This is a genomic window from Saccharopolyspora erythraea (assembly GCF_018141105.1).
Taxonomy (GTDB): Bacteria; Actinomycetota; Actinomycetes; order Mycobacteriales; family Pseudonocardiaceae; genus Saccharopolyspora_D; species Saccharopolyspora_D erythraea_A.
On the sequence record NZ_CP054839.1, the window covers coordinates 7,010,683 to 7,036,237 of the forward strand.

Sequence of the window (25,555 nt, forward strand, 5' to 3'; positions counted from 1 at the left end):
GAGCGAGAAGGCGGCTGAGGTTCCGCCAAGCGCCCAACTACGCAAGCCACACCTGAAACACGTCCCAGGCCACGGCTCGCTCTCACCTCACCCTCGACAGCACGAAGCGCCGCACCCCGCCGGAGCGGGACGCGGCGCTTCGCTGTTCGGCTACTGCTGCGCGGACTCGTCCGGCACCCTGATCGGCCGCACCCTCGCCCACAGCACGAAGATCGCGGTGAAGACCAGCATGCCGATGCCGCTCCACAGGTTGATGTTGATGCCCGCCGCCTTCTCGACGTCCTCCGGGCTGGTCGCGGCCAGCCCGACGACCAGCAGCACCAGCCCGTAGATCGCGAACAGCGCGGCGATGATCACCCGGATGTCGAAGGCACCCGCGGTCTGCCCGGAGCGAGGAGTTTGGTTCGCCATTGGGTTGCCTCCTGTCAGCCGAAGATGATGTTGAGCAGAATGGTGATCACCAGCACGATCCCGGCGAGCAGGCCCGGCCTGCGGTACCAGCCGGCGTCCTCACCGCTGGTGGAGGCAGTGCGGGCCGCCTTCGGCGTCAGCGAGTACACCAGCCCCACCAGCTCGGTGTCGGACTTCGGCCGGGTCGCCATGCTGACCAGCACGCTGACCACGATGTCGACGACGAACGCCGCACCTGCGCCCACGAAGCTCGCGCCCTGGCCCGGGAGGTCGAGCACGCCGCCCTCGGACAGCCCGAACACGGTCACCGCCGCCAGCGTGCCCAGCACCAGGCCGAGCCAGCCCGCGGTGGGCGTCATCCGCTTCCAGAACATGCCCAGGATGAACGTGGCGAACAGCGGCGCGTTGAAGAACGAGAACAGCTGCTGCAGGTAGTCCATCAGGTTCGAGTAGCCGGCGGCGATGAACGCCGTGCCGACCGCGACCACCGTCGCTCCGACGGTCACCGACCGGCCCATGTTCAGGTAGTAGTGGTCCGGCTTGTCCTTGACGATGTACGCCTGCCAGATGTCATAGGTGAACACCGTGTTGAACGAGCTCAGGTTCGCCGCCATACCGGCCATGAACGAGGCGAGCAGACCGGCCAGCGCGATGCCGAGCAGGCCGTTGGGCAGCAGGTCGCGCATCAGCAGCAGCAGCGCGTCGTTGTAGTCCACGGCGCCCTCACCGCTGGCCTTGTAGGCCGAGAGGTCCGGGACCAGCACCGCCGCGATCATGCCCGGGATGATCACCAGGAACGGGATGAACATCTTGGGGAACGCGCCGATGATCGGCGTGCGCTGCGCGGCCGACATGCTCTTGGACGCCATCGCGCGCTGGACCTCGACGAAGTTCGTCGTCCAGTAGCCGAAGGAGAGCACGAAGCCCAGGCCGAACACCAGCCCGACGACGCTGAGGAAGCTGTTGGTGAAACCGGTCAGCTCGGTGCCCGGCCACGCGGTGAGCTGCTCGGCACCGCCGGGGCTGGCGGTGACCTTGTCGACCAATCCCTGCCAGCCGCCGACCTTGGTCAGGCCGACGATGGTCAGCGGCAGCAGCGCCGCGACGATCACGAAGAACTGCAGCACCTCGTTGTAGATCGCCGCCGACAGCCCGCCCAGCGCGGTGTAGGAGAGCACGATCGCCGCCGCGATCAGCACCGACACCCACAGCGGCCAGCCCAGCAGCACGTTGACGATGCTGGCCAGCAGGTAGAGGTTCACACCGGCGATCAGCACCTGCGCGACCGCGAAGCTGATGCCGTTGACCAGGTGCGCGGGTTTGCCGAAGCGCCGCAGCATGAACTCGGGAACGCTGCGGACCTTCGAGCCGTAGTAGAACGGCATCATCACGATGCCGAGGAACAGCATCGCGGGAACGGCGCCGATCCAGAAGTAGTGCATGGTCGGCATGCCGTACTCGGCGCCGTTGGCCGACATGCCGATGATCTCGATCGCGCCGAGGTTGGCCGCGATGAAGGCCAGACCGGTCACCCACGCCGGCAACGCCCGCCCGGACAGGAAGAAGTCCAGGCTTGTGGAGACCGAGCGACGCGCGAGATAGCCGATTCCGAGCACGAACACGAAGTAGACCGCGAGCAGCACGTAATCCACGGCGCTCGCGTCGAGCCGCAGCTCTACCTGGGCCAGCACCTGCACGCTACCCCACCTCCAGACCCAACAAAGTCAAACGATAATCACCACTCTTGCGGCAGCAGCCGGACAGTACCGCACAGTGGGATCAGTCACACCGGCCCGATATCATTTCGTTGGATCCTGACACTAAATCGATCCGGGCGACTCCGCTGGGTAGCCGAATTCGCAGGACAGATCGGTCACGTCCGGCCACTCGGGTGAGCGGCAGCGAGGCCGGCGAAGCGACCAACACAAGGCGACACCGTCGAACACGCGGAGGGCTCCGGCAGCCCGGGGGGCCATGCGAGTGATTGCCGGAATGTCGGCTCCCCACAACGGAAAACCGGGGCGTAGCGTGACGGTACGGGTACACCAGCACACTCGCGGTGACCGAGGGGGAACTGTGAACGCCCGGATCGACCTGGCGATCATCGCCGGCCTCGAAGGACCACCGGCCGCGGTACCGGAGCAGCGTCTCCGGCGGAGTTCGCGGGCGTCGGCGGAGACGGCAGCGGGAGCGGCGGAGGCGGCGGAGGCCGCCGACGCGGCGGGCAGCGCGAACGGCGGCGGAGCGGCTGGGAGCGCGGGTGCGGCTGGAGCGGCCGAGCCGGCGAAGCCGGGGGAGGCGCAGCGGCCGCCGGAGCGGTCCTCGGGGCGATGGTTCCCCAGGGTGCCGCGGCAGCGGGCGGGCCGGGACTCACGGCCGTCGGCGGAGCGGCCGGAGCGAGATCCGGCCACGACGGCGCGGACGCGCGACTCGTCGCAGCCCGCGGAAACGGCGGAAGCACGGAAGACCTCGGGGCCGGCGAAGGCCCGGAAGACGGCGGGGCCAGCAGGGGACCGGAAACCGGCGAAGGCTCAGACGACGGCGGGGGCGAGCGGTTCGGCGAGTGCGCCGGGTACCTCCGGCTCGGCGGGCTCCGGCCCAGCGGACTCTTCGGCGGACTCTTCGGCGGAAGGAACACGGCTGCCCGCGGGCCGGGATCAGCAACGGAGGCAGGCGGTTCCGGCCCGTGCCGAGCCGAGCGCGGAGCCTACGGCGGCCCAGGTCGGGTTGCTGCGCTATGCGAGCGCCCTGATCACCGGCCACCTCGCGCCGCCCACGGTCCCGAGTCCCCGCGCCTGCGGTGGCGCTTCCCGCGCACAGCAGCGCGACCGCCGCTGAGCGCGCTCGAATCGGCCGTCCGGCGCGGGTCTAGCCCATGCCCACACCCCGGAGCAGGGTGTCCACGACCCGGGTCGCAAGCGCGTCGGTGTCGCCGTCGTCGCGCCCTTCCTGGGCGGCCTCGTGGATCAGGGCGTAGTACACGCGGCGAGCCCACTCCGGGTCGGCGTCCGCGCGCAGCACGCCGTCCACCTGCGCCCGGCGGAACAGGCGCAGGCACTTCTTGCGCACCTCGTCGTGGATCCGCTCCACCTCCGGGTCGGCCGAGTTCATCCGGCTCATCGCGAAGCCCCAGCCGATCTTGACCCGGAGCACGTTCGCGGTGACCTGGTAGAGCGCGACCAGCGGAGGCGTGGTGTCCGACCGGGCCTCGTCCACCGCGGCGGCGAACCGCCGGGCCGCCCAGGCCGACATGGCCTCGACCAGCGCCTCGCGGCTGGCGAACCGCCGGTGCACCGTCGTCCTCGCGACCCCGGCCGCCTCGGCGACCTGCGCCATCGTCGCGGCCGGGTTCCGCGCCAGCACGCGCTCGGCGGCCTCCAGGATCGCCAGCGCGGTCCGCTCCGAATCGGCTCGCATCGCTCGGCTCACCACGCCTCCCTTCACGCCGACGCCGGACCGAAGGCTACCGCAATGTCCTAATTCCAAGAGTACTTGCGTCATCGTGTTGCATCTCTAGCGTTTTTAGCGACACCTCAGACGCAACTTTGGGAGGCGGGTCCCATGGACATGCACCTCAACGGCAGGACCGCCGTGGTCACCGGGGCGAGCCGCGGCATCGGGCTCGCGATCGTCCGCGCGCTGACCGCCGAAGGCATGGCGGTCGTCGCCGGAGCACGCACCAGCACCCCCGAACTGGAAGCGACCGGAGCACGGATCGTCCGCGCCGACCTGGCCACCCCGGACGGCCCGCGGGCACTCGTCGAGCAGGCGGGGGACGTCGACCTGCTGGTCAACAACGTCGGCGGTGGCGATGTCGGATCCAGTGGCGGCAGGGGCGGCGTGACTGGTGGCGGCATCGTCGGGGGTTTCCTGGACGTCGCCGACGAGCACTGGCAGCACCTGTTCGACGTGAACTTCTTCAGCGCCGTCCGCGCCGCCCGCGCGGCGCTGCCCGGGCTGATGCGGCGAAAGGGCGCGATCATCAACATCTCGTCCATCGGCGCGCGCATGCCGCACTCCGGGCCGATCGGCTACACGACGGCGAAAGCCGCGCTCACCGCGTTCAGCAAGGCGATCGCGGAGGAGTTCGGCCCGCGTGGCGTGCGCGTCAACACCGTCTCACCGGGCGCGGCTCGCACCCCGATGTGGGAGGCCCCGGACGGTTACGGAGCACAGCTCGCGGAGTCGATGGAGATCCCGCACGGGCAGTTGCTGGCCGGGCTTCCGGACGCGACGGGCGTGAGCACGGGCCGCTTCGTCGAGCCCGACGAGGTTGCGGCGCTGGTGACCTTCCTCGCCTCACCGAACGCGCCGAGCATCTCGGCGCGGACCACGTGATCGACGGCAACACCCTCAAGGTGGCGTGAACACCCAGGCGGCAGCGGCACGTCGGGGTACGGCGCACACGGCGGATGGAGCGGCGCGGCCTCTGGCGTGCGGAGCGGCGGGGCACACCGCGGGCGGGGCGTCTCCTCGCCGGGGCGTGGGGCGTCAGAAGAGGCGGAACTCGTCGGGTTCGATGCCGCGGAGCTTGTCGTAGTCGAGGACGACGCAGCGGATTCCCCGGTCCTCGGCGAGCGTGCGCGCCTGCGGCTTGATCTGCTGCGCGGCGAAGACACCGGTCACCGGCGAGAGCAGCGGGTCACGGTTGAGCAGCTCCAGGTACCTGGTGAGCTGCTCGACGCCGTCGATCTCGCCCCGGCGCTTGATCTCCACCGCCACGCTCGCACCGTCGGCGTCGCGGCACATCAGGTCCACCGGCCCGATCGCGGTCGGGAACTCGCGCCGCACCAGCGACCAGCCGTCGCCGAGGGTGGTGACGTGCTCGGCGAGCAGCTCCTGCAGGTGCGCCTCGACACCGTCCTTGACCAGCCCGGGCTCCACCCCCAGCTCGTGCTTGGAGTCGTGCATGACCTCGTCGATGGAGATCACCAGCTTCTCCCCCGCCTTGTTCTGGACCGTCCAGACCCCCGGGTCCTCGATCAGCCAGCACGGCGGACTCATCCAGTTCAGCGGTTTGTAGGCGCGGTCGTCGGAGTGCACGGACACCGAACCGTCGGCCTTCACCAGCAGCAGGCGCTGCGCCATCGGGAGGTGGGCGGTGAGCCGCCCCACGTAGTCGACCTGGCAACGGGCAATGACAAGACGCACCCGGCACAGGGTACGGACGACGATCTCCGTCCCCGATCGGGGACGCCCGCGGCCGAGGCTGCGCCCGGGTCATCCCAAGGAGTGAGCTACCGTTCGCCCTCGTGTCGTTCGCTCGAAGCCTGCTACGGGTCAAACCAGCCGAGCAACTCGCCGACGAGGGCTCGCACACCCAGCTCCACCGCACCCTCGGCCTGGTGCCGCTGGTGGCGCTGTCGGTGGGCGCGACCCTCGGCACCGGCATCTTCGTGGTGCTCGCCGAAGCGGCCCCCGCCGCCGGGCCCGCGGTGGTCGTGTCGTTCGTGCTGGCCGGACTCGCGGCCCTGTGCTCCGCGCTGTCCTACGCCGAGCTCGCGGGCAGCGTGCCGGTCTCCGGCTCGGCCTACTCCTACACCTACGCGACCCTCGGCGAGCTGGTCGCCTGGATCTGCGGCTGGTGCCTGCTGCTGGAGTACGGCGTCTCGGTCGCCGCGGTGGCGGTCGGCTGGGGCGGCTACCTCAACGAGTTCCTGCAGGGCACGATCGGGATGCGCATCCCCGACGCGCTGGCCGCGCCGCCCGGCGAAGGCGGAGTGGTCAACGTCCCGGCGGCCCTGGTGGTCCTGCTGGCGATGAGCGTCCTGCTGATGAACGTGCGCGAGAGCGGACGGGTCACCACCGTCACGACGCTGCTCAAGATCGCGGTGCTGGTCTTCTTCGTGGCGGTGGCGATCACCGCGTTCAACTCCGACAACATGACGCCGTTCGCCCCCGCCGGCTTCGCGGGCATCTCGGCGGGCGCCTCGGCGGTCTTCTTCTCCTTCATCGGCTTCGACGCGGCGTCGACGGCGGGCGAGGAAGCGCGCAACCCCAGGCGCGACCTGCCCCGCGCGATCATGCTCTCGCTGGCCATCGTCACCGCGATCTACGTGCTCGTCGCCTTCGCGGCGGTCGGAGCGGTCGGCACGCAGGTCCTCGGCGACTCCGACGCCTCCCTTGCGACGGCGCTGCAGGTGGTCACCGGCCAGGGCTGGCCGTCGGTCGTGCTCGCCCTCGGAGCGGTCATCGCCATCGCGTCGGTGGTGCTGACGGTGCTCTACGGGCAGACGCGCATCCTCGTGTCGATGTCGCGCGACGGGCTCATGCCGCCGATGCTGGCGAAGGTCAACCGGCGCGCCGTACCAGCGCGCAACACCCTGCTGGTCGGCGTCGCGGTGGCGGTGCTGGCCGCCGTCGTGCCGCTCAACCAGCTCGCGGAAGCCACCAGCATCGGCACCCTCGTCGCCTTCGGGCTGGTCAACATCGGGGTGCTGATCCTGCGGCGCACCCGCCCCGAGCTGGAGCGCAGCTTCCGCACTCCGCTCATGCCGCTGGTACCGCTGCTCGGACTGGCGCTGTGCGTGTACCTGATCGGCGGTCTGGACTGGATCACGTGGATCACGTTCGGCATCTGGACGGTGCTCGGTCTCATCGTCTACTTCGGCTACGGGCACCGGCGGTCGAAGCTGAACGGCCTCGGTGCCGGTGCCGGCGGCGAGGACGGCGACGGTGATGGGGCGGAGGTCCGCTCGAAGGGGTGACGCCGCGGCGGGCTGGCGTTGCGGGCTGGCGCGGCGGGTCGCCTTCAGCGGGCGGGTCCATTGGCCCCTTGGCATTGGACCGGTCGGTTTACCGGCGGGGTTGAGCCGGGTGGCATCACCGGCGGAAGTTGAGCCGAGCGTCACCGGCAGGAGTTGAGGCGGGCGGGTCACCGGCGCAAGTTTGAGCCGGGCGTCACCCGCGGGAGTTGAGGCGCGCGGCCTGGCGCGTCAGGTGGTCGCGCTCAGCGATGTTGGGTGCCTTTCGGGCTGCTTCCGCATACAGCCGTGCCGCCGTCGTCAGGTCGCCGTCGCGCTCGTGCAGGTACGCCGCCACCGCCGTGTGGCGGGGCAGTGAGGCATCCAGCGCCGCGAGTTCCGCCAGCCCGGCGCGCGGTCCGTCGGCCTCGCCGACGGCCACCGCGCGGTTGAGCCGGACGATCGGGCTTTCGGTCAGGCGCGCGAGCTCGTCGTACCACTCGACGATCTGCACCCAGTCGGTCTCCTCGGCGGTTGGCGCGTCGGCGTGGAGCGCCGCGATGGCGGCCTGGGCCTGGAACTCGCCCAGTCGGTCGCGGGCGAGGGCCGCCTGCAGGATCTCGACGCCCTCGGCGATCGACTCCGTGTCCCACAGGCCTCGGTCCTGCTCCGCGAGGGGCACGAGGCTCCCGTCGGGCGCGGTCCGGGCAGCGCGCCGGGCGTGGTGCAGCAGCATCAGTGCAAGCAGCCCCGCCACCTCTGGGTGGTCGATCGCGGCCGCGAGCTGCCGGGTGAGCCGGATGGCCTCGGCCGCGAGGTCGACGTCGCCGGAGTAGCCCTCGTTGAAGACCAGGTAGAGGACGCGCAGCACGGTGGCGACGTCTCCGGGCTGGTCGAACCGGACGCCGGAGACGGTGCGCTTGGCCCGGCTGATGCGCTGCGCCATGGTCGCCTCGGGCACCAGGTACGCCTGGGCGATCTGGCGGGTCGTCAGCCCGCCGACGGCGCGCAGCGTGAGCGCCACCGCGGACGACGGCGTCAGCGACGGGTGGGCGCACAGGAAGTAGAGCTGGAGCGTGTCGTCCACCGAAGGCGCGGACCCTGGAGCCGGCTCCTCGTCGAGGAGGTCCTCACGCCGGCGGCGGGCGGCGTCCGCCCGGGTCGCGTCGAGGAACCGGCGCCAGGCCACGGTGACCAGCCAGCCCTTCGGGTCCCGCGGCGGGTCGGAGGGCCAGCCGCGGACCGCCTCCACCAGCGCGTCCTGCACGGCGTCCTCGGCCGCCGCGAAGTCGGCTCCGCGGCGGACGAGGATCGCGAGCACGCTCGGCGTGAGGCTCCGGATCAGGGCCTCGTCCATCTGGAGCTCACTCCGTGATGGTGGGCGTCGCGGCCAGGAACGGGCGCACCTCCAGCCACTCGTGGATCGGCTTCCCGCCCGCCCCGGGGGCGGCCGACAGTTCCCCGGCCAGCTCGACGGCGCGCTCGTAGCTGTCGACGTCGATCACCATCCAGCCTGCGATGAGGTCCTTGGTCTCGGCGAACGGGCCATCGGTGACCGGCGGGCGACCCTCACCGTCGTACCGCACCCACGCCCCCTCGGGGGCGAGCGCCTGACCGTCGACGAACTCGCCGGTCCCCTCCAGCCGGTCCGCGAAGTCGCGCATGTACTGCACGTGCGCCGAGACCTCCTCCGGCGACCACTGGTCCATCGGCACGTCGTTGACCGAAGCCGGAGCGCCGCGGTAGTGCTTGAGAAGCAAGTACTTGGCCATCGTGTGTCTCCTCGGTGCTGGTGCGACCCATTCTGGGCGCGTTCACCCCTGGGACGGAGCCGGACACGGGTTCTCGACATGGGTGGGCGGATTTCTTGGGGGCATTTTCGGGGGAGTTCGAGGGCCCGGGGTGGGCGGCTGGGGCTGGCGGGTCACTTTGAGAGCGGGGCGCGGGGTTTCGGGGGGACTCACCCTGACCTTGCGGGTCACCTTTGGGGGCGGGGGGCGCGGGAGTTTTCGACGCATCCTGCGGGGCTGGCGGGTCGCTTTGGGAGCGGGGGCGCGGGAGTTTTCGACGCATCCAGCCGGGCTGGCGGCTCACTTTCAGAGCGGGGGCGCGGGAGTTTTCGACGCACTCACCCTGGCCTTGCGGCTTGCGGTGGGTGGGTGGTTTCTGGGGCGCTCGCCGCCCCCAGACCCCCGGCAGGTCTCCGGGATGAGGGCGGTCTCATCCCATCGACCTCCACGAGGGCTATCAGACCGCGTCAAGGGGGCCGGTTTTCGAGGCATCCTGCGGTGGCGAGCGAGCGGGCCCCCTTGACCCGGTCTGATCGGGCTGGCGCCAGGTCGACGGGATGAGAACCACGGCACCGCCCGTGTGGGTGTGTCAGCCCATGCGGAGCCAGACCGCTGAGTTGCCCGGGAGGGTGTCGCCGTCGAGCTTGATGCTGGAGAGCACGACCTCACCCACGGGTAGTGGGACGGCCTCGATGCCCGTGTTGACCAGCACCAGGATGTTGTCCGCCCGGCGGAAGGCCAGGACGTCGCCGGTGTTGTGGGTGGGTTCCCACTCGAAGCTCTCGTCCTCGGCGAACTCGCGACGCAGCCGCAGGGCCGTGCGGTAGAGCTCCAGCATCGACTCCTCGTCGCCCTCCTGGGCCTCCACCGACCGTTCACCCCAGCCCTCGGGTTGGGGCAGCCAGCCGGGTTCGGTGCTGAAGCCCGCCGAGATGCCCTCCCGGGTCCACGGCAGCGGTACGCGGCAGCCGTCGCGGCCCTTCTCCTTGTGGTTGGTCCGCTCGTACTTCGGGTCCTCGAGCACCTCGACCGGCAGGTCTGCGACCTCGGGCAGGCCCAGCTCCTCGCCCTGGTAGACGTAGGCCGAGCCCGGCAGGCCGAGGGTGAACAGCACCGCCGCGCGGGCCCGCCTGGTGCCCAGTTCGAGGTCGGGGGCCGGGTGGGTGCCGTGGCTGGACAGCCAGACCCGCAGGTCGGTTTCGGCGGGCAGACCCAGGGCCGATACGTGGCGCACGACGTCGTGGTTGGACATGACCCAGGTGGCCACGGTGCCCACCGACTTCGCGCCCGCGATCGACTCCTGCACGACCCGCCGGTACTCCGGAGCGTCCCAGCGCACGCGCAGGAACTCGAAGTTGAACGCCTGCTGCAGCTCGTCGGTGCGGGTGTAGCGGACGCGGCGCTCGTTCTGCACCCACGCCTCGGCGACACCGATGCGCGGCGGGTCGAACTCGTGGAACACCTTGTTCCACTCCCGGTAGACGTCGTGGACCTCGGGGCGGTCGAGGAACGGGTGGTCGGGGTTGGCCGCCAGGTCGTCCAGGCCGGTGGTGCCCTCGCCGCCGACGACGTCGCGAAGCGGCTCGCTCATGTCCTTGACCAGCGCCGCCGCCACGTCGATGCGGAAGCCGTCGACGCCGCGCCGCGACCAGAAGCGCAGGATGTCGGCGAACTCGGCCCGGACCTCCGGGTTGTCCCAGTTCAGGTCGGGCTGCTCCTTGGCGAACAGGTGCATGTACCACTGGCCGTCTGGCAGCCGGGTCCAGGCCGGGCCGCCGAAGCGGGACTCCCAGTTGCTCGGCGGGTGCTCGCCCGCATGCCCCTTGCCGTCGCGGAAGACGTAGCGGTCGCGTTCCTGCGAGCCCGCGGGGGCCGCGAGCGCCTGCTTGAACCATTCGTGCTGGTCGGAGGTGTGGTTGGGCACGATGTCGATCAGCACCCGGATGCCCCGCTCGTGCGCGGCGGCGACGAGCCGGTCGAAGTCCTCCAGGGTGCCCAGGGTCGGGTCCACGTCGCGGTAGTCGGCCACGTCGTAGCCGCCGTCGGCCCACGGCGAGGGGTAGAACGGCGACAGCCACACGGCGTCGACGCCCAGCCGCGCCAGGTAGTCCATCCTCGAGGTGATCCCGGCCAGGTCACCGATGCCGTTGCCATCGGAGTCGACGAAGCTGCGCGGGTAGATCTGGTAGATGACTGCGTTGCGCCACCAGTTCCGGCTCATGAGCTCCTCTTGTCCTCGCTACTCGTTCCCGCTGACGAGCCGCGTCGCGGCTCGCGGTCCTGCGGTGGAGCCGCGGACCAGCAGGTTCGTGGCCAGCTCCACGTGCGGCACCGCCGCCGGGTCCGCGACGGCCTCGATGGCCAGCCGCGCGGCGACGGCACCCATCTCCGAGACCGGCTGGGCCACGGTGCTCAGGTCCAGCAGCTCGGCCATGTCGTGATTGTCGAAGCCCAGCACCGACATCACCTCCGGAACCGCCAGCCCGCTGCGCTGGAGCACCCGCAGGACACCCATGGCCACGTCGTCGGACTCGGCGAAGATCGCGGTCGGCGGCTCGGCCCGCGACAGCAGCTCGCCCGCCGCGAGCGCTCCGCCGCGAGGCCCGGACTCCCCCACCAGCACCTGCGGTCGCACGCCCGCATCGGTCATGGCCTCGCGGTAGCCGTTGACCCGCTCGGCTGAGCTCCACGCGAAGCCCGTGCTGTCGGCCGACTGCACGAAGGCGATCGAGGTGTGCCCGAGGTTGAGCAGGTGCCGGGTGGCCGACCTGGCCGCGGCGGCGTTGTCGATGAAGACGCTGGCGCGCTCCGGTATCCGCTGGCTGACGAAGACGACGGGCACCCCGACCTCGTCGAGCACGGCGATCTCGCCCTCGTCGAGGTCCAGCGACAGCGCGATGACCGCGTCGACGTTGCGCCGCAACGGCAGCTCGCCCAGGTACTCCTCCACGCCCCGCATGTCGCCGACCTGGTAGACGAGCATGTCCAGGTCCGCCTGCCGCAACCGCGTGCCGATGCCCGCCAGCGCCACCCCGAAGAACCACGGCTGCAGGAACGGCACCAGCACCGCGACCCGCCCGGTCGCGCCGGTCACCAGCCCCGACGCGTTGCGCGACACCACGTAGGAGAGCTCCGCGGCGGCTCGCTGCACCCGCTCCCGCACCTCCGGTGCGACGCCTGGGGCTCCGCGCAACGCCCGCGACACGGTGGACAGGGAGACTCCCGCCCGGTCGGCGACATCGCTCATCCGGGAGTGCGGACTGGCAGCGGCCATGCCTGAACGCTAGCGATGGGCACGTGGTTCTGGCAACGCTGCCATCCGACTTTCATAACGAAACAGCAGTTGGATCGGGCAGTTTTCGGTTCTCTGTTGACTCTTCGAGGGGTGTGGTGCAAGCGTTTTCGTCCACTGCACGGAGTCGTCGAGGAGGCCGCCCATGCAGCTGTCACGCCGATCCCTGCTCGCCGGCGCGGCCGGCCTCGCGGTCGCCGGGTGCGGCCGGGCCGAGACCGACCCGCTTGCGGGCAAGAGCGCCGAACCGCCCACCCGTCCGGTCACCATCGAATGGCTCAGCCAGAAACTCAAGTCCAACGAGGGCTCGGACCTGCGCCAGGTGCTCGTGGACGCGTTCCGGGCCGCCCACCCCAACATCACCGTTCGGATCGCCCAGGCGCCGCCGACCACCGACGTGCAGCGCGCGACCCTGACCACCCAGATCGCCAGCGGCGCACCCCGCCCCGACGTCTACCTCGGCGACTGCGTCTGGCCCGCCCAGTTCGCCCACAACTCGCTGGCCACACCGCTGGACACGCTGGTGGAACCCGGTTTCTGGGACGACTTCGCCGAACCGGTGGTGACGTCGCTGACCTACGAGGACCGGCGCTGGGCGTTCCCGATGTACCTGTCGGAGTCCTTCCTCTACTACCGGGCGGACCTGCTGGCCAAGCACGGCATCGCGGTGCCCCGCACGTGGGAGGAGCTCACCCGGGCGGCGCGCGCCCTGACCACCACCGGCGACGTCCGCTACGGCCTGAGCTGGCAGGCGGCCCCGTCGGAGACCCTGACCTGCAACGTGGCCGAGTTCGTGGCCGACGCGGGCGGCGAGCTGGTGGCACCGGACTACAGCCGCGCGACGCTGGACTCCGTGGCGGGCAGGCGGGCGCTCGGGTTCGTCGAGGAGCTGGTCGGCACCGGTGTCTCGCCCCGGTCGGTCGCGACGTTCAGCGAGCAGGAGTCGCTCACCACCTTCACCGGCGGGCAGGCGGCGTTCCTGCGCAACTGGGCGTACGCGTGGGGAACCGCGCAGGACCCCTCCGACTCGCAGGTGAGCGGACGCATCGGCGCCACCTTCCGGCCGACGTTCGACGGCGCGACCCGCTCGCGGGTGTCCACAGTGGGCGGATGGCACAACTTCGTCAACCCGCACACCGAACAGCTCGGGGCCGCGGTCGCCTTCGCCAGGTGGATGTCCGGCGTGGACGCGCAGCTCATCCTCGGCATGCGCAGCACCCAGCTCCCGGCGTCGCTCACCGCGGTCAACGACCCCCGCATCCGCCAGAGCGACAACCCGGTGCTGCGGATGGTCCCGGACGTCGACCTCGCGCCCCGGCCGACCCGCACGCCGTACTACCCGCAGGTCAGCGAGGCCGTCTACAGCAACATCAACCCTGTCGTCGCCGGTTCCTCCGACGCCGGGACCGTGCTGGCCAAGGTCTCGTCGGAGATCGACTCCGCGCTGAGCGGGGTGGTGCTGTGAACGCCATGCGTGCCCGCCTGGGCTGGCTCTACACCGCACCCGCGCTGGCCGTGGTGCTGGCGGTGACGATCTTCCCGATCCTGTTCTCCGTCGTCCTCAGCTTCACCCGGGTCCGCGTCACCTACGGCGGGTTCCGGGTCGAGGAGCTGACGCTGGACAACTACGTCGCGCTGTTCCAGTCGTCGGAGTGGCACTACGCCGTGCTGTTCACGTTCTTCTACACGGTCGTCACGGTCGCCATCGAGCTGGTGCTCGGCGTGCTCGCCGCGCTGGTGCTGGAACGGCTCGGCGCGGCGCGGGGGTGGCTGCTCGCGCTGCTGCTCATCCCGTGGTCGATGATCACGGTGATCTCCGCGCAGCTCTGGGGTTTCATCTACAACTCCACCTACGGGGTGGCGACCTGGCTGCTGGAGGCGCTGTTCGGCACGGCGCCGATCATCCTCGGCACCCCGGTCCCGGCGATCACCGGCATGATGGTCGCCGACATCTGGAAGACCACGCCGTTCGTCACGATCATCGTGCTGGCCGGTCTGGTGATGCTCTCCCGCGAGGTCTACGAGTCCGCCGAGATCGACGGCGCGAACGCGTGGACGACGTTCTGGCGGGTCACCCTGCCGCAGCTGAAGTCCACGCTGGCCGTCGCGGTGCTGTTCCGCATCCTGCAGGCGTTCGGGGTGTTCGACCTGCCGTTCGTGCTCACCACCGGCGGGCCGGGGACCGCGACGCAGTCGCTGGCGATCCTCGGCTACAAGACCCTGTTCCAGGACCTGCACATCGGGCCGGGAGCGGCGATCGCCACCAGCACCGGGGTGCTGGTGATCGGCGGCTGCCTGCTGTTCCTCAAGGCGTTCCGCGCCCAGGTCGGCAAGGAGGACCTCGCATGACGCGCAGAAGCGGCGCACGCCGCGTCTTCAACCTGGTCAACCTCGGCGCGCTGGTGCTCGTCGTGGCCACCGCCGCACCGCTGTACTGGATGGTGGTCAACTCGCTGAAGGGCGGCGCCGAGCTGGGCGCCACCCCACCGACGCCGTGGCCGTCGGACCCGACGGCGGACAACTACGTCCAGGCGTTCGCGGGCAACGGCTTCGGCGGCTACGTGGTCAACAGCCTCGTCGTCAGCGTCGTGTCGACCGTGGTCGTGGTGTCGCTGGCGACCTTCGCCGGCTACGCGCTGGCCCGGCTGCCCATGCGCGGGCGGCGGCCGCTGATGATCGCGCTGCTGATGATCTCGGTGTTCCCCGCCATCGCCGTGGTCACGCCGCTGTACCTGGTGGAACGCCAGCTCGGGCTGCTCAACTCGCACCTCGGGCTGATCATCCCCTACGTCGCGTTCAACCTGCCCCTGGCGATCTGGATCATGCGCAACTACATGCTCGGCGTCCCCACCGCGCTGGAGGACGCCGCCACGGTCGACGGCGCGAGTCCCACCCGCACGGTGGTGCAGGTCGTCGTACCGGTGGTGCGGCCGGGCATCCTCACCGCGGCGATCTTCACCTTCACCGCCACCTGGACGGAGTTCCTGATGGCGCTGACGTTCAACTCGCAGAACGACTACCGCACCATCCCGGTCGGCATCTCGCTGTTCGGAAGCTCTTTCGAGGTGCCGCACGGCACCATCTTCGCCGCGGCGGTCTCGGCGACCGCGCCGATCGCGATCCTGGTGCTGGTGTTCCGTCGATCCGTCGTCTCCGGCCTGGCCAGCGGCGCGGTGAAGGGCTGACGGAGGGACCGCGCCCTGTGCGGCGCCGCGATGGGCGGCAGGCAGGATGGGCCCCATGCAGACCACGAACAGCCGCGAGGTGTACGCGAACGCCTGGATGACGGTGCGCGAGGACTCCGTGCGCCGCGGCGACGGCTCGGCCGGCATCTACGGCGTGATCGACAAGCCCGACTACTCGCTGGTCATCGCCGTCGACGGGGACCGGGTGCACCTCGTCGAGCAGTTCCGCTACCCGCTGGGCATGCGGCGTTGGGAGTTCCCGCAGGGGACCGCGCCGGACCGGGCCGAGCTCGACCCCACCGAGCTGGCCGCGCGCGAGCTGCGCGAGGAGACCGGCCTGCGGGCGGCCCAGCTGCTGGAGCTGGGCGTGCTCGACGTGGCGGCCGGGATGTCCAGCCAGCGCGGGCGGGTCTTCCTGGCCACCGGCATCAGCGAGGGCGAGCACGAGCGCGAACCGGAGGAGCAGGACATGCACTCGGCGTGGTTCCCCCGCGCCGAGTTCGAGCGCATGATCACCAGCGGCGAGGTCACCGACGCCCAGTCGATCGCCGCCTACAGCCTCCTGCTGCTGCACGAGCGGGGCGTGGCCGCGCCCGCGCCCGCCCCGGGCGACTGAGCGGCACCCCGTGAGTCTCTTGAGTCGTAATAGCGACTCGAAAGACTCACGGGTGCGTGTCGGGCCCTGCCCGCTCAGGTCTCGTCGATGACCGAGCGCAGGAAGCTGCGGGTCCGCTCGTGCTCGGGCGCCTCGAACAGCTCCTCCGGCGGCTTGGCCTCGATGATCCGCCCGCCGTCGAACATCAGCACCTGGTCCGAGACGTCCTTGGCGAACTTCATCGCGTGCGTCACGCACAGCATGGTGATGTCGCTGGTGCGGGCGATGTCGCGGAGCACGTCGAGCACCCCGGCGGCCAGCTCGGGGTCGAGCGCGGAGGTGATCTCGTCCAGCAGCAGCACGTCGGGGTCCATCGCCAGCGCCCGCGCGATGGCGACGCGCTGCTGCTGGCCGCCGGAGAGCTGCGAGGGGTAGGACTCGAGCTTGTCGCCCAGCCCGACCATGTCCAGCAGCTCCCGGGCTCTCCGCTCGGCCTCCTCCCTCGATCGGCCGAGCACGTGGATCGGCGCCTCGGTGACGTTGCGCAGCACCCGCATGTTCGGGAACAGGTTGTACTGCTGGAAGACCATCGTGATGCGGCCGCGGACGCGGCGGATGTGCGCCTCGGTCGCCGGTACGAGCCCGCCGTCGCGCTGCTCGTGGAACAGGTACTCGCCGCCGACCGCGATCGTGCCGGAGTCCGGCCGGGTCAGCGTCATCAGCATCCGCAGGATCGTGGTCTTGCCCGAACCGCTGGGCCCGATCAGGGTCACGCGCTGGCCCTCGCCGACCGAGAACGACAGGTCGTCGAGCACCACGTTGTCACCGAACCGCTTGCCGACCTCGTCGAACCGGATGAAGTCGGCCTGGCTCCCGGTCGTCTTCTGCTCTGGCGAGCTGGTCGATTGCGTCATGGTCTCCTCCCGGTCCCGGCGCGGTGCTCACACCGCCCGCACTTCGCCGAACCGCCGCTCCGCCAACCGGCCCACGTAGGACATGACCAGCGTGACGGCGAGGTAGAGCAACCCGGCCAGGGTGATCGCCTCGAACGGACGGAAGCTGTCCGCGGTGATCTCCCTGGCGACGGTGAAGGGCTCCAGCACGGTGATCGCCACCAGCTGCGGCACGTCCTTGAACAGGGCGATCAGGTAGTTGCCCAGCGCCGGGATGGAGCGCGGGACCGCCTGCGGCAGGATGACGTCGGTCCACACCCGGCGGGTCGGCAGGTTCAGCGCCTTCGCCGCCTCCCACTGCCCGGCGGGCACGCCGTCGATGCCCGCCCGGTACACCTCGGCGACGTAGGTCGCGTAGTGCAGCCCGAGTCCGACGACTCCGGTCAGCAGCGGCGACATCCGGATGCCGACCTCGGGCAGCACGAAGAAGAGGAAGAACAGCTGCACGATCAGCGGGGTGCCGCGGATGAACTCCGCGACCAGTCCGACCGGCACGCTGATCCACAGCACTTGGCTGCGCCGCAGCAGCGCGATGACGAGCCCGAGCACCAGCGCGAGCAGGTAGCCCAGCACGGCGGCCTGGATGGCCGTCCACAGCGCGTCCAGCAGCACCGGGAAGATCTCGGCGGCGTAGTTCCAGTCCCAGTTCACGGCCTCGCCCCCGCTCCCGCCTGCCGCCACATCCTGGTGAAGATGCCCGGTTCAGGCCGTCGTCCGACCGAGGCCGCCGCGCGGAACTCCACGATCCGCATCAGTCCGATGAACACCAGCGCGATGAGCCCGTAGCCGATGAGCAGCCCGCCGAAGGTCGCCGCCGACGCCTGCGTGCCGTTGCGGACGAGCTGGCCCTGCAACGTCAGCTCCGGGATCGACACCACCGACACGACCGCCGACGCCTTCAGCAGTTCGATGAGGTTGTTGGTGAACGGCGGCACCATCGCGACGAACGCCTGCGGCAGCACCACCCGCCGCATCCGCTGCCAGCCGGTCATGTTCAGCGCGGTGGCGGCCTCGACCTGCGCCTGCGGCACCGCCCTGATCGCGCCGCGCACCACCTCCGCGCCGTAGGCGCCGATGTTGAGCGACAGCGCCAGGATGCCCGCCCACAGCGGGTCGAGCTGCCAGCCCAGCGACGGCAGCGCGTAGACGAACCAGAACGCGAGGACGATGACCGCCGCGCCGCGGAAGAACTCGATGTAGACGAAGCCGATCCCGCGCAGCAGCCTGGACCTCGCGCCGCGCGCCAGGCCGGCCGCGAACGCGAAGACCAGGCCGAGGGCGGCACCGCCCAGGGTCAGGTAGATCGTGTAGAGCGCTCCCTCGAGGAGCCTGCCGATCAGAGCCGCGGACAGCATCGTCTCCCCCTCTCAGCTCGCCGGGACGCTGCACAGCTCGGCGCTGGTGAGGTTGGTCATCTCCTCCTGCGAGAAGCCGAACGGCGCCATGATCCGCAGCAGCTCGCCGCTGGCCTTGAGCTCGGCGAGCTGCTGGTTGAAGGCGTTGACGATGTTGTGCTGGTCGGGCAGGAACGCGAAGGCGCCCGCGGTGTACTCGGGCCGACCCTCGACGATCGGCACGAACCCCGGCGTGATCTCCAGCGGCGAGTCCTGGCGCTTGGAGAGCGCGTCCCTGAGCGAGATGGTGGTCAGCGCGAAGCCGTCGACCCGGTCGGTCAGCACCGCGTCCAGCCCGCTGGGCTGGTCGGCGTAGGGGGTGATGCGGTTCTTCGGCACGCCCGACGCCTCGGCGTAGTCGGCCTCCACCGCGCCGATCAGCACGCCCAGCCGGAAGTCGGGCTGGGCCGCGACGTCGTTGAAGGTCCGGATGCCCCGCGGGTTGCCCGCCGGCACCAGGAACGCCGCCGGCGCGATGAACTCGGGGTTGGTGAACAGGACCTCCTTGCACCGGGTCGGCGTCACCGACATCCCCGCCCCGATCATGTCGAACAGGCCGACCTTGAGCCCCGCGATCAGCGCGCCGAACTCCGACGGGATGGGCACCAGCCGGTCCACGCCCAGCCGCCGGTAGATCACCCTGGCCACCTCGGGCGACTCACCGGTCAGCTCGGCGTCGGAGTTGATGAACCCGTACGGCGACTCGTTGGCGAACCCGACCCGCACCTCGCCGCGCTCGCGCAGGCGCTCCAGGAGCGTGCCGCCGTCGGGCTCGGCGCCCAGCTCCACGCGGGAGCACGCCGTGGCGGCCAGCACGGCGAACGCGCCTCCGGCTGCCCCCAGCAGGAAGTTCCGTCTGTCGAGAGTCGCTGCACGCACCGGAGCGGCCTCCCTCGTCCGGCGGCGGGATCACACCGGTCGATGTGACCCGTTCACTGAACGTAGGTGTACTACTCCGGTCGGCCCACCGCGACCCGAGCGAACCGCACCCTGCGTCACCTGCGGGGCGAGCCCCGGTACGGAAGGGGGGTCAGGCGCTCACTCGTTCGATTTCCGCGCCCAGGCCGCGCAGGTTCTCCACGAAGTTCGGGTAGCCCCGGTCGATGTGGAAGACGTCCCACACCTCCGTCACGCCGTCGGCGCACAGCCCGGCCAGCACCAGCCCCACCCCGGCGCGGATGTCGGAGGCCCACACCGGCGCGCTCGACAGCCGGTCCAGGCCACGCACGACCGCGTGGTGGCCGTCGGTGCGCGCGTCGGCACCCATCCGGACCAGCTCCTCGATGAACCGGAACCGCGACTCGAACAGGTTCTCGGTGATCATCGAGGTGCCGTCGGCCACCGCCGACAGCGCCAGCGCCATCGGCTGCAGGTCGGTCGGGAAGCCCGGGAAGGGCAGCGTGACGTAGTCGACGGCCCCCGGGCGCTCGCCCATCACCACGCGGAAGCCCTGCTCGTCGGTGGTCACCTCGGCGCCCGCGCTGCGCAGCTTCTCCAGCACCAGGTTCACGTGCCGCGGGTCGACGCCGGTGACCCGGATGTCACCGCGCGTGGCCGCGGCGGCGAACGCCCAGGTGGCGCCCACGATGCGGTCGCCGATCACGCGGTGCTCCACGGCCTTGAGCGAGCTGACCCCGTGCACGGTCAGCGTGGAGGTGCCCGCGCCCTCGATCTTGGCGCCCATCTGCTGCAACATCACGCAGAGGTCGACGATCTCCGGCTCGCGGGCGGCGTTGTCGATCACCGTGGTGCCCTCGGCCAGCACCGAGGCCATCAGGATGTTCTCGGTCGCGCCCACGCTGGGGAAGTCCAGCCAGATCTGCGCGCCGTGCAGGTTCTCGGCCTCGGCGACCACCGCGCCGTGCTCGATGTGGCTGGTCGCGCCGAGCTGGCGCAGGCCGTTCTGGTGCATGTCCAGCGGGCGGGAGCCGATCGCGTCGCCGCCGGGCAGCGTCACCACCGCGCGGCGGCAGCGGGCCACCAGCGGGCCGAGCACGCACACCGACGCGCGGAGCTTGCCCATCGAGGGCGAGATCGCCTCGTGGCTGATCTCGGCGGGGGTCGTGATGGTCGCCGTACCGCCGTCGATCACGACCTCGCAGCCGAGGCTGCGCAGCACGTCGCCCATCAGCGGGACGTCGAGGATCTCGGGGCAGTTGGTGATCGTCGTGGTGCCCTCGGCCAGCAGGGCCGCCGCCATCAGCTTCAGCACGCTGTTCTTGGCCCCGACCACGTCGACCTCGCCGACGAGGCGCGCTCCGCCGTGCACACGGAAGTGCTCACTCACGAGCAGCCAGGTTACGGCCACGCTCCGCCGCGCCACGGAGCGGGGCGCCCGTGGGGCCGGCCCGCGGAAACCGCTCTCGCGCGGCGCTCGCCGCCCGCGCGGAAGGGCCGTCGGCTCTCGCAGGGCCCCGCCGCCCACCCGTTGCCGCATAGTCTGTGGGTATGGCAGTCCACCTCACGAAGATCTACACCCGGGCCGGTGACGGCGGACGGACGCGGTTGTCGGACAACTCCCTGGTCAGCAAGACCGACCCGCGCCTGATCGCCTACGCCGACGTGGACGAGACGAACTCGGTGCTGGGCGTGGCGCTGGCCACCGCGGCCTTCTCCCCCGACGTCGCCGAGGTGCTGCGGGCGGTGCAGAACGACCTGTTCGACGTCGGCGCCGACCTCTCCACGCCGGTCGTCGAGGCACCGGCGTACCCGCCGCTGCGCATCACCGAGAGCTACGTAGAGCGGCTCGAAGGCTGGTGTGACAGCTACAACGAGCGGCTGGGCAAGCTCGACTCGTTCATCCTGCCCGGCGGCACGCCCGGCGCCGCCCTGCTGCACCAGGCCCGCTGCGTGGCCAGGCGCGCGGAGCGGGCTTCGTGGGCCCTGGTCGAGGCCGATCCCGACCGGACGAGCGTGCTGCCCGCCAAGTACCTCAACCGCCTCTCGGACCTGCTGTTCATCCTCGCGCGGGTGGCCAACCCGGAGGGCGACGTGCTGTGGAAGCCGGGCGGCAACGCCTAGGACGACGTGTTGCAGATGTGGCTCGCGCAGTGGGTCGCCTGGCGAAACCTCAGCCGCCTGGAGGGGCAGTTCGGCGTGTCGGCGGTTCGGAGGCGTGTGGAGGCTGAGCGCCTCCGGCCGCCGGGCAGCGGCTGCTTGTGCTGCCAGGACCGTCAGATCGTCTTGCCCAGGTACACGCTGTCCGGCTCGTGCCGGTAGACGCCGAACTTCTCGACCTCCTGGTACCCCGCCGACTCGTAGAGCGCGATCGCCTCCGGCTGGCGGTTACCGGTCTCCAGCACGATCCGCCGGTGGCCCGCCGCCGCGGCCCTGGCCTCCAGCTCCGCCAGCATCAGGCGGGACAGCCCGCGTCCCCGCACCTCGGGCGCGGTGTACATCCGCTTCAGCTCCACGTCGCCATCGCGGAACCCGGGCTGACCGCTGTCGAGCACCCGGAAGCCTCCCGAGGCCACCGCGCGCCCCTCGAGGTACCCGAGCAGGAACACCCCGCGCGGCGGCTCGAACTCGGCGGGGTCCACCGGCGTGCGGTCCTCCTCGCCGTACCGGTCGAGGTAGACCCGCTGCAGGTCCTCGATCAGGCGCTTGGCGTCGGGGTGCCGGTAGCCGGCGAGCTCGATCCGCACCCGGCCAGCCTAGGCGCCGCTGACCACGTCATTCCAACGTCTTTTCGAACCAGTGCCGGGCGTAGGAGTTGTCGTTGTAGGCGGGGATCTCGACGTAGCCCGACGACTCGTAGAGCTTCCTGGCCTCGTGCAGCTCGGCGGCGGTGTCGAGCCTGACCCGGCGGCACCCGAGCGCGCGCGCACGGCGCTCGAGCTCCGCCAGCAGCGCCCGCCCCGCACCCCTGCCGCGCAGCTCACCCGAGATCCACATGCGCCGGATCTCACCCACCTCGCCGGCCTCGGTGCGCAGAGCCCCGCAGCCCACGGCACGCCCGTCGAGCCTGACCACCAGGAACACCCCGGTCGGCGGAGTGAAATCGCCGGGTGCGGGAGGTGCGGCCCGGCCGGTGTCGAAGCCCGCGGGGAAGCGCTCGCCGAGCTCGGCCACGTAGCGGGCGAGCACCTGCTGGGAGTCGGGGCTGTCGATCGGCTCGGCGTCGATCGTGAACGGCTGGGTCTGCTGGTCGGAAGCGTCAATCACACCGACCAGTCTCACCCGGACGGCCGTTCACATCCATTTACCGAAGCTTCGGGCTCCTAAAGTGATGCTTCATGGCCGTCGATCCGTCCCGCCTCCTCGTCCTGCTGGCGATCCGCGAGCAGGGCAGCGTGACGCGCGCCGCGGAGCAGACGGGCCGGACACCGCCCGCCGTCTCGCAGCAGCTCGCCCGCCTCGAAGCCGAGGTAGGCGCGCAGCTGGTCGAACGCCTCCCGCACGGTGCCCGCCTGACACCGCTGGGAGCCCGGCTGGCCGAGCACGCCGAGCGCATCGCCGACGCCGTGCGCCGGGCCGACGCCGAGACCGCTGACTACCTCGACCAGCACCGCGACCGCCTCCGGCTCGGCGCCTTCCCCACGGCCGGCCTCGCGCTGCTGCCCGACGTCCTCGCCGCGCTCAGGCACCGGCACCCCGGCGCCGAGCTGTCGGTCGTCGACCTGGGCCCGGTGGAGGGCCTGGCGCTGGTCGGCAAGCACGAGCTGGACCTGGCGCTGGTCGGCGAGTACGGGACCGCGCTGGAGGCACCGCCGGGCGTGCGCCTGGTCGCGCTGGTCGACGATCCGGTCCGCGCCGTCCTGCCCGCCGACCACCGGCTCGCCGACCGGCCGGTGCTGCGGCTGGCGGACTTCGCCGACGAGCCGTGGGCGGCCGCACCACGCACGCTGCCCAACCGGCGGCAGCTCGAAGAGGCCACGCGCGCGCAGGGCTTCCTGCCGAACGTCCCGTTCGAGTCGGAGTCCTACGCCGTCGCCCAGGCTGTCGTGTCCGCCGGGGTGGCGGTGGCCTTCATCCCCAGGCTCGCGATCAGCGAGACGCCCGGGACCGTGCACCGGCCGCTGTCCGAGCCGGGCCTGTTCCGCCGCATCCACGCCGTCGTCCCGGCCAGCGCGGGGCACGCTCCCCTGACCGAGGTCTGCCTGCGGCTGCTGGAGAACCTGTGCGCGGAGCTGGCCGAGCGCTTCGAGGGTGACCGCTAGCCCGTCACTCCGGCCGCTCGTACCCACGGTGACTCGTGGGCCTCGTCCCGGGTCCAGTGCTCGGTGGGGCCGGACACCTGGAGGCGGTCTGTCAGCCAGTAGGTCTCGTCCGGGTTCCAGCCCGCGAGGACCGTGCCCGCGTCCCCGGCCTCCACCGCCTCTCCCGCGGTGGTCAGGTATCCCCACGTGGTCAGGTGCACGGCGTCGAAGTCGCGACCGGCAGCGGCGTAGTCCGGCAGCAGCCACCGGCCGTCGACCCCCGTCGTCCGCCACCAGTCGTGGCGCCTGGACGCGGTCACGTCCATCGGGTAGCGCGAAACCAGCTCGGCCCAGTCCCGCGGGCAGGTGACCTCGAACACCCGGGCCTCGCCGCGCACCGCGACCGGAGCGCAGTGCAGCGAGGTCCACCCCATCCCGTCCTCGACCAGGCTCAGTCCGACGGGACCACCGCCGGGCTGCTTCCGCGTCGTCGAGGGCAGCTCCACCACCGCCTGGTTGGGAGTCGACCACCAGTAACCGCTGAGGTTCACCCTCAGGTCACTGGTGTAGCCCTCCCACCGCCGCTCCCACTGGACCGCGTGCTCCCGCCACTGCGCGAGCTTCCCGGCGACACCGCCGTCCAGCGCCGCACCTGGCTCCGACCCGCGCAGGTCCACGATCCACTGGTCGTCGATGGCGACGTCGTCCGACCACCAGTCCGGGGCCGCCGCGGTCACCTGCCGCGCCACCGGAAGCAGGGCGCCGTCCATCCCCGGCAACGCGAGCCCCTGGTCGATCTCGTCCGGCTCCTGCCAGTACCTGGCCGAGGCGACCGACTCTTCGAGCACGCCCAACAGCCGGTCGGCGATGCCATGGGCGTCGAAGTCGCCCACGAACGCCGTCAGCTCGGAAAGCAGGTCCTCGTCGCCCGGCCGCGACCACCCCATCCGCAACGCTGTCCACGCCGACGTGCGCGAAAGCTGGCCCTGGAGCAGCTCCCAGCACAACCGGCGGCCGCGAACACCCGACACCAGCTCTCGCGCGAGATCGTCTCCCATGCCGCGACGGTAACGACGGGGCCAATGCCGACGCACGTGAAAAACCGGACTCGGCAGGACCCCGAAAACAAAAACAGGGCCCCGATCGGGACCCTGCGAATCTCCCCAGAAACCTCTCACGACGCCCAGGGCACCGAACGCCCCGGCGGAGCCGACTCCAGCCAGGACAGGAAGCCCGTCAGCGCATCCGCCCCCATGGCGACCTCCAGGTGCCTCCCCGGGCCGGTCAGGTCCAGCACGGTCGCGCCCGCCGGCATCGCGTAGACCTCGGCCACCGACGGATCCCGGCGGCACGCGATCTCCACCACGCTGCGGTTCAGAACCAGGTTCGGCCCCGACCTCAGGCTCAGCACCCGGTACCAGACGAACTCCTCACCGCGGTAGTGGCCGACACCGAGGTGCCAGCCCCTGCCCCGGTCGTCCTCGCGGGTGCGCAGGGCGACATCGATGCCCCCGGCGCGCAGCTGCTTCAGACGGCGCCAAGCCAGCGCCGTGACGCACAGAGCCGCGGCGAGCAACAGCCCGACCACGACTGCCAACCACACGACCGGGGACCCCATGCGCGGCCCGTCAGGACGAGTGTCCGGCCGCCCGCAGTCTGCTCAGCGCCCGCGCCCTGGCCTGCTCATCACCACGCTTGACGTCCTCGCGCGCCTGCGCGACGTCGATCTCGTCCGCCAGCTCCGCGGACTCGGCGAGCACGCTCACACCGTCGGCGGTGACCGACAGGAAGCCGCCGTGCACGGCCGCGGTGACGGTCTCCTTCTCGGGGGTCGTGATCTTGACGACGCCACCCTCGACGAGCTGGCCCAGCACCGGCTCGTGCCCGGCAAGGATGCCGATCTCGCCCTCGGTGGTCTGTGCCACCACGGCGGTCGCCTCACCAGACCACAGGCGGCGCTCGACGGCGACCAATTGGACGGACATGTTGGCCACGCGCGTCTCCTTTGTCGGGTGTGTGCCCGCAGTCTAGCCAATGCCTGCCGGGCGGTAGTGACTGGCCGGGCCCCCACCGGACCCGCGCCGCGGCACCGGGGCGTGCGCCCGCCGTGCCGA

General features: G+C 71.1%; 26 protein-coding genes. 8 read left to right on the forward strand and 18 right to left on the reverse strand.

Annotation, left to right across the window (positions count from 1 at the left end; genetic code table 11):
* Positions 1–150: 150 nt before the first annotated feature.
* The 3 genes from HUO13_RS31330 to HUO13_RS31340 all read right to left on the reverse strand — a co-directional run bounded on the left by HUO13_RS31330 (position 151) and on the right by HUO13_RS31340 (position 3,828).
* A complete protein-coding gene (locus HUO13_RS31330; RefSeq protein ID WP_211898526.1) occupies positions 151–411 on the reverse strand; it encodes a hypothetical protein in 261 nt (86 codons plus the stop codon).
* A gap of 14 nt (positions 412–425) precedes the next feature.
* Positions 426–2,108, reverse strand: coding sequence for a sodium:solute symporter family protein (locus HUO13_RS31335; protein WP_211898527.1), 1,683 nt, complete (start codon positions 2,106–2,108; stop codon positions 426–428).
* A 1,171-nt stretch (positions 2,109–3,279) separates the two neighbouring features.
* Positions 3,280–3,828 (reverse strand): TetR/AcrR family transcriptional regulator, encoded by a 549-nt coding sequence (locus tag HUO13_RS31340; protein ID WP_211898528.1) that lies wholly within the window; start codon positions 3,826–3,828, stop codon positions 3,280–3,282.
* A gap of 144 nt (positions 3,829–3,972) precedes the next feature.
* Between HUO13_RS31340 and HUO13_RS31345 the strand changes: the two genes are divergently transcribed.
* Positions 3,973–4,749, forward strand: coding sequence for an SDR family NAD(P)-dependent oxidoreductase (locus tag HUO13_RS31345; RefSeq protein ID WP_249124212.1), 777 nt, complete (start codon positions 3,973–3,975; stop codon positions 4,747–4,749).
* 153 nt (positions 4,750–4,902) lie between these two features.
* Here the strand turns inward: HUO13_RS31345 and nucS are convergent, their stop codons facing one another.
* The gene (gene nucS / locus HUO13_RS31350; protein ID WP_211898529.1) at positions 4,903–5,562 is read right to left on the reverse strand and encodes an endonuclease NucS; all 660 of its coding nucleotides are present in this window, start codon (positions 5,560–5,562) and stop codon (positions 4,903–4,905) included.
* Between the two features lie 101 nt (positions 5,563–5,663).
* Between nucS and HUO13_RS31355 the strand changes: the two genes are divergently transcribed.
* On the forward strand, positions 5,664–7,118 hold the full coding sequence (locus tag HUO13_RS31355) for an amino acid permease (protein ID WP_249124213.1): 1,455 nt from the start codon (positions 5,664–5,666) through the stop codon (positions 7,116–7,118).
* A gap of 193 nt (positions 7,119–7,311) precedes the next feature.
* Here the strand turns inward: HUO13_RS31355 and HUO13_RS31360 are convergent, their stop codons facing one another.
* The 4 genes from HUO13_RS31360 to HUO13_RS31375 form a co-directional block, all read right to left on the reverse strand.
* On the reverse strand, positions 7,312–8,451 hold the full coding sequence (locus HUO13_RS31360) for an RNA polymerase sigma factor (protein WP_211898530.1): 1,140 nt from the start codon (positions 8,449–8,451) through the stop codon (positions 7,312–7,314).
* 7 nt (positions 8,452–8,458) lie between these two features.
* Complete coding sequence (locus tag HUO13_RS31365) at positions 8,459–8,866, reverse strand: YciI family protein (RefSeq protein ID WP_211898531.1); 408 nt, start codon at positions 8,864–8,866, stop codon at positions 8,459–8,461.
* Positions 8,867–9,473: 607 nt separating this feature from the next.
* Entirely contained in the window at positions 9,474–11,105 is a 1,632-nt protein-coding gene (locus HUO13_RS31370) for a glycoside hydrolase family 13 protein (RefSeq protein ID WP_211898532.1), read from the reverse strand.
* 18 nt (positions 11,106–11,123) lie between these two features.
* Positions 11,124–12,158 (reverse strand): LacI family DNA-binding transcriptional regulator, encoded by a 1,035-nt coding sequence (locus tag HUO13_RS31375; RefSeq protein ID WP_211898533.1) that lies wholly within the window; start codon positions 12,156–12,158, stop codon positions 11,124–11,126.
* Between the two features lie 163 nt (positions 12,159–12,321).
* Between HUO13_RS31375 and HUO13_RS31380 the strand changes: the two genes are divergently transcribed.
* From HUO13_RS31380 to HUO13_RS31395, 4 genes are read left to right on the forward strand one after another with little or no spacing between them, the layout of a single operon-like run.
* Positions 12,322–13,641: an extracellular solute-binding protein gene (locus HUO13_RS31380; protein WP_211898534.1), complete on the forward strand. Its 1,320-nt coding sequence runs from the start codon at positions 12,322–12,324 to the stop codon at positions 13,639–13,641.
* A gap of 5 nt (positions 13,642–13,646) precedes the next feature.
* Entirely contained in the window at positions 13,647–14,525 is an 879-nt protein-coding gene (locus HUO13_RS31385) for a carbohydrate ABC transporter permease (RefSeq protein ID WP_211903294.1), read from the forward strand.
* On the forward strand, positions 14,522–15,361 hold the full coding sequence (locus HUO13_RS31390) for a carbohydrate ABC transporter permease (protein WP_211898535.1): 840 nt from the start codon (positions 14,522–14,524) through the stop codon (positions 15,359–15,361). Before HUO13_RS31385 ends, HUO13_RS31390 begins: the two co-directional genes overlap by 4 nt.
* A 55-nt stretch (positions 15,362–15,416) precedes the next feature.
* Positions 15,417–15,977, forward strand: coding sequence for an NUDIX domain-containing protein (locus HUO13_RS31395; RefSeq protein WP_211898536.1), 561 nt, complete (start codon positions 15,417–15,419; stop codon positions 15,975–15,977).
* Positions 15,978–16,051: 74 nt separating this feature from the next.
* Here the strand turns inward: HUO13_RS31395 and ehuA are convergent, their stop codons facing one another.
* From ehuA to murA, 5 genes are all read right to left on the reverse strand, one after another.
* Positions 16,052–16,870, reverse strand: a complete 819-nt coding sequence (ehuA, locus tag HUO13_RS31400) for an ectoine/hydroxyectoine ABC transporter ATP-binding protein EhuA (RefSeq protein ID WP_211898537.1) — start codon at positions 16,868–16,870, stop codon at positions 16,052–16,054.
* 27 nt (positions 16,871–16,897) lie between these two features.
* On the reverse strand, positions 16,898–17,560 hold the full coding sequence (gene ehuD, locus HUO13_RS31405; RefSeq protein ID WP_211898538.1) for an ectoine/hydroxyectoine ABC transporter permease subunit EhuD: 663 nt from the start codon (positions 17,558–17,560) through the stop codon (positions 16,898–16,900).
* Complete coding sequence (gene ehuC, locus HUO13_RS31410; protein ID WP_211898539.1) at positions 17,557–18,264, reverse strand: ectoine/hydroxyectoine ABC transporter permease subunit EhuC; 708 nt, start codon at positions 18,262–18,264, stop codon at positions 17,557–17,559. Before ehuC ends, ehuD begins: the two co-directional genes overlap by 4 nt.
* Positions 18,265–18,276: 12 nt before the next feature.
* Entirely contained in the window at positions 18,277–19,182 is a 906-nt protein-coding gene (gene ehuB, locus HUO13_RS31415) for an ectoine/hydroxyectoine ABC transporter substrate-binding protein EhuB (RefSeq protein ID WP_211898540.1), read from the reverse strand.
* Between the two features lie 151 nt (positions 19,183–19,333).
* Positions 19,334–20,590 carry a UDP-N-acetylglucosamine 1-carboxyvinyltransferase gene (murA, locus tag HUO13_RS31420; protein WP_211898541.1) on the reverse strand — a complete coding sequence of 419 codons (1,257 nt, stop codon included), beginning with the start codon at positions 20,588–20,590 and terminating at the stop codon, positions 19,334–19,336.
* Positions 20,591–20,751: 161 nt separating this feature from the next.
* Here murA and HUO13_RS31425 point away from each other — a divergent pair, with 161 nt between their 5' ends.
* A complete protein-coding gene (locus tag HUO13_RS31425; protein ID WP_211898542.1) occupies positions 20,752–21,324 on the forward strand; it encodes a cob(I)yrinic acid a,c-diamide adenosyltransferase in 573 nt (190 codons plus the stop codon).
* A gap of 152 nt (positions 21,325–21,476) precedes the next feature.
* Here HUO13_RS31425 and HUO13_RS31430 read toward each other — a convergent pair whose 3' ends face one another.
* The gene (locus tag HUO13_RS31430) at positions 21,477–21,947 is read right to left on the reverse strand and encodes a GNAT family N-acetyltransferase (protein WP_211898543.1); all 471 of its coding nucleotides are present in this window, start codon (positions 21,945–21,947) and stop codon (positions 21,477–21,479) included.
* Positions 21,948–21,975: 28 nt separating this feature from the next.
* Entirely contained in the window at positions 21,976–22,467 is a 492-nt protein-coding gene (locus HUO13_RS31435; RefSeq protein ID WP_249124214.1) for a GNAT family N-acetyltransferase, read from the reverse strand.
* 71 nt (positions 22,468–22,538) lie between these two features.
* On the opposite strand from HUO13_RS31435, the gene HUO13_RS31440 reads away from it, so the two are divergent.
* On the forward strand, positions 22,539–23,462 hold the full coding sequence (locus tag HUO13_RS31440) for a LysR family transcriptional regulator (protein ID WP_211898545.1): 924 nt from the start codon (positions 22,539–22,541) through the stop codon (positions 23,460–23,462).
* Here HUO13_RS31440 and HUO13_RS31445 read toward each other — a convergent pair.
* From HUO13_RS31445 to HUO13_RS31455, 3 genes are all read right to left on the reverse strand, one after another.
* The gene (locus tag HUO13_RS31445) at positions 23,459–24,499 is read right to left on the reverse strand and encodes a hypothetical protein (RefSeq protein ID WP_211898546.1); all 1,041 of its coding nucleotides are present in this window, start codon (positions 24,497–24,499) and stop codon (positions 23,459–23,461) included. The genes HUO13_RS31440 and HUO13_RS31445 overlap by 4 nt on opposite strands.
* A gap of 116 nt (positions 24,500–24,615) precedes the next feature.
* The gene (locus HUO13_RS31450; RefSeq protein ID WP_211898547.1) at positions 24,616–25,059 is read right to left on the reverse strand and encodes a DUF2550 domain-containing protein; all 444 of its coding nucleotides are present in this window, start codon (positions 25,057–25,059) and stop codon (positions 24,616–24,618) included.
* Positions 25,060–25,069: 10 nt separating this feature from the next.
* On the reverse strand, positions 25,070–25,435 hold the full coding sequence (locus tag HUO13_RS31455) for a F0F1 ATP synthase subunit epsilon (protein WP_211898548.1): 366 nt from the start codon (positions 25,433–25,435) through the stop codon (positions 25,070–25,072).
* Positions 25,436–25,555 lie beyond the last annotated feature (120 nt).

Coding starts and splice junctions, on each gene's coding strand:
- HUO13_RS31345 (WP_249124212.1), top strand. CDS start 3,973: ATGGACATGCACCTCAACGGCAGGACCGCCGTGGTCACCGGGGCGAGC.
- ehuC (WP_211898539.1), bottom strand. CDS start 18,264: ATGCTGTCCGCGGCTCTGATCGGCAGGCTCCTCGAGGGAGCGCTCTAC.
- HUO13_RS31395 (WP_211898536.1), top strand. CDS start 15,417: ATGCAGACCACGAACAGCCGCGAGGTGTACGCGAACGCCTGGATGACG.
- HUO13_RS31340 (WP_211898528.1), bottom strand. CDS start 3,828: ATGCGAGCCGATTCGGAGCGGACCGCGCTGGCGATCCTGGAGGCCGCC.
- ehuA (WP_211898537.1), bottom strand. CDS start 16,870: ATGACGCAATCGACCAGCTCGCCAGAGCAGAAGACGACCGGGAGCCAG.
- HUO13_RS31380 (WP_211898534.1), top strand. CDS start 12,322: ATGCAGCTGTCACGCCGATCCCTGCTCGCCGGCGCGGCCGGCCTCGCG.
- HUO13_RS31370 (WP_211898532.1), bottom strand. CDS start 11,105: ATGAGCCGGAACTGGTGGCGCAACGCAGTCATCTACCAGATCTACCCG.
- HUO13_RS31365 (WP_211898531.1), bottom strand. CDS start 8,866: ATGGCCAAGTACTTGCTTCTCAAGCACTACCGCGGCGCTCCGGCTTCG.
- HUO13_RS31450 (WP_211898547.1), bottom strand. CDS start 25,059: ATGGGGTCCCCGGTCGTGTGGTTGGCAGTCGTGGTCGGGCTGTTGCTC.
- HUO13_RS31375 (WP_211898533.1), bottom strand. CDS start 12,158: ATGGCCGCTGCCAGTCCGCACTCCCGGATGAGCGATGTCGCCGACCGG.
- HUO13_RS31360 (WP_211898530.1), bottom strand. CDS start 8,451: ATGGACGAGGCCCTGATCCGGAGCCTCACGCCGAGCGTGCTCGCGATC.
- HUO13_RS31330 (WP_211898526.1), bottom strand. CDS start 411: ATGGCGAACCAAACTCCTCGCTCCGGGCAGACCGCGGGTGCCTTCGAC.
- HUO13_RS31425 (WP_211898542.1), top strand. CDS start 20,752: ATGGCAGTCCACCTCACGAAGATCTACACCCGGGCCGGTGACGGCGGA.
- HUO13_RS31445 (WP_211898546.1), bottom strand. CDS start 24,499: ATGGGAGACGATCTCGCGCGAGAGCTGGTGTCGGGTGTTCGCGGCCGC.
- HUO13_RS31440 (WP_211898545.1), top strand. CDS start 22,539: ATGGCCGTCGATCCGTCCCGCCTCCTCGTCCTGCTGGCGATCCGCGAG.
- HUO13_RS31385 (WP_211903294.1), top strand. CDS start 13,647: ATGCGTGCCCGCCTGGGCTGGCTCTACACCGCACCCGCGCTGGCCGTG.
- HUO13_RS31390 (WP_211898535.1), top strand. CDS start 14,522: ATGACGCGCAGAAGCGGCGCACGCCGCGTCTTCAACCTGGTCAACCTC.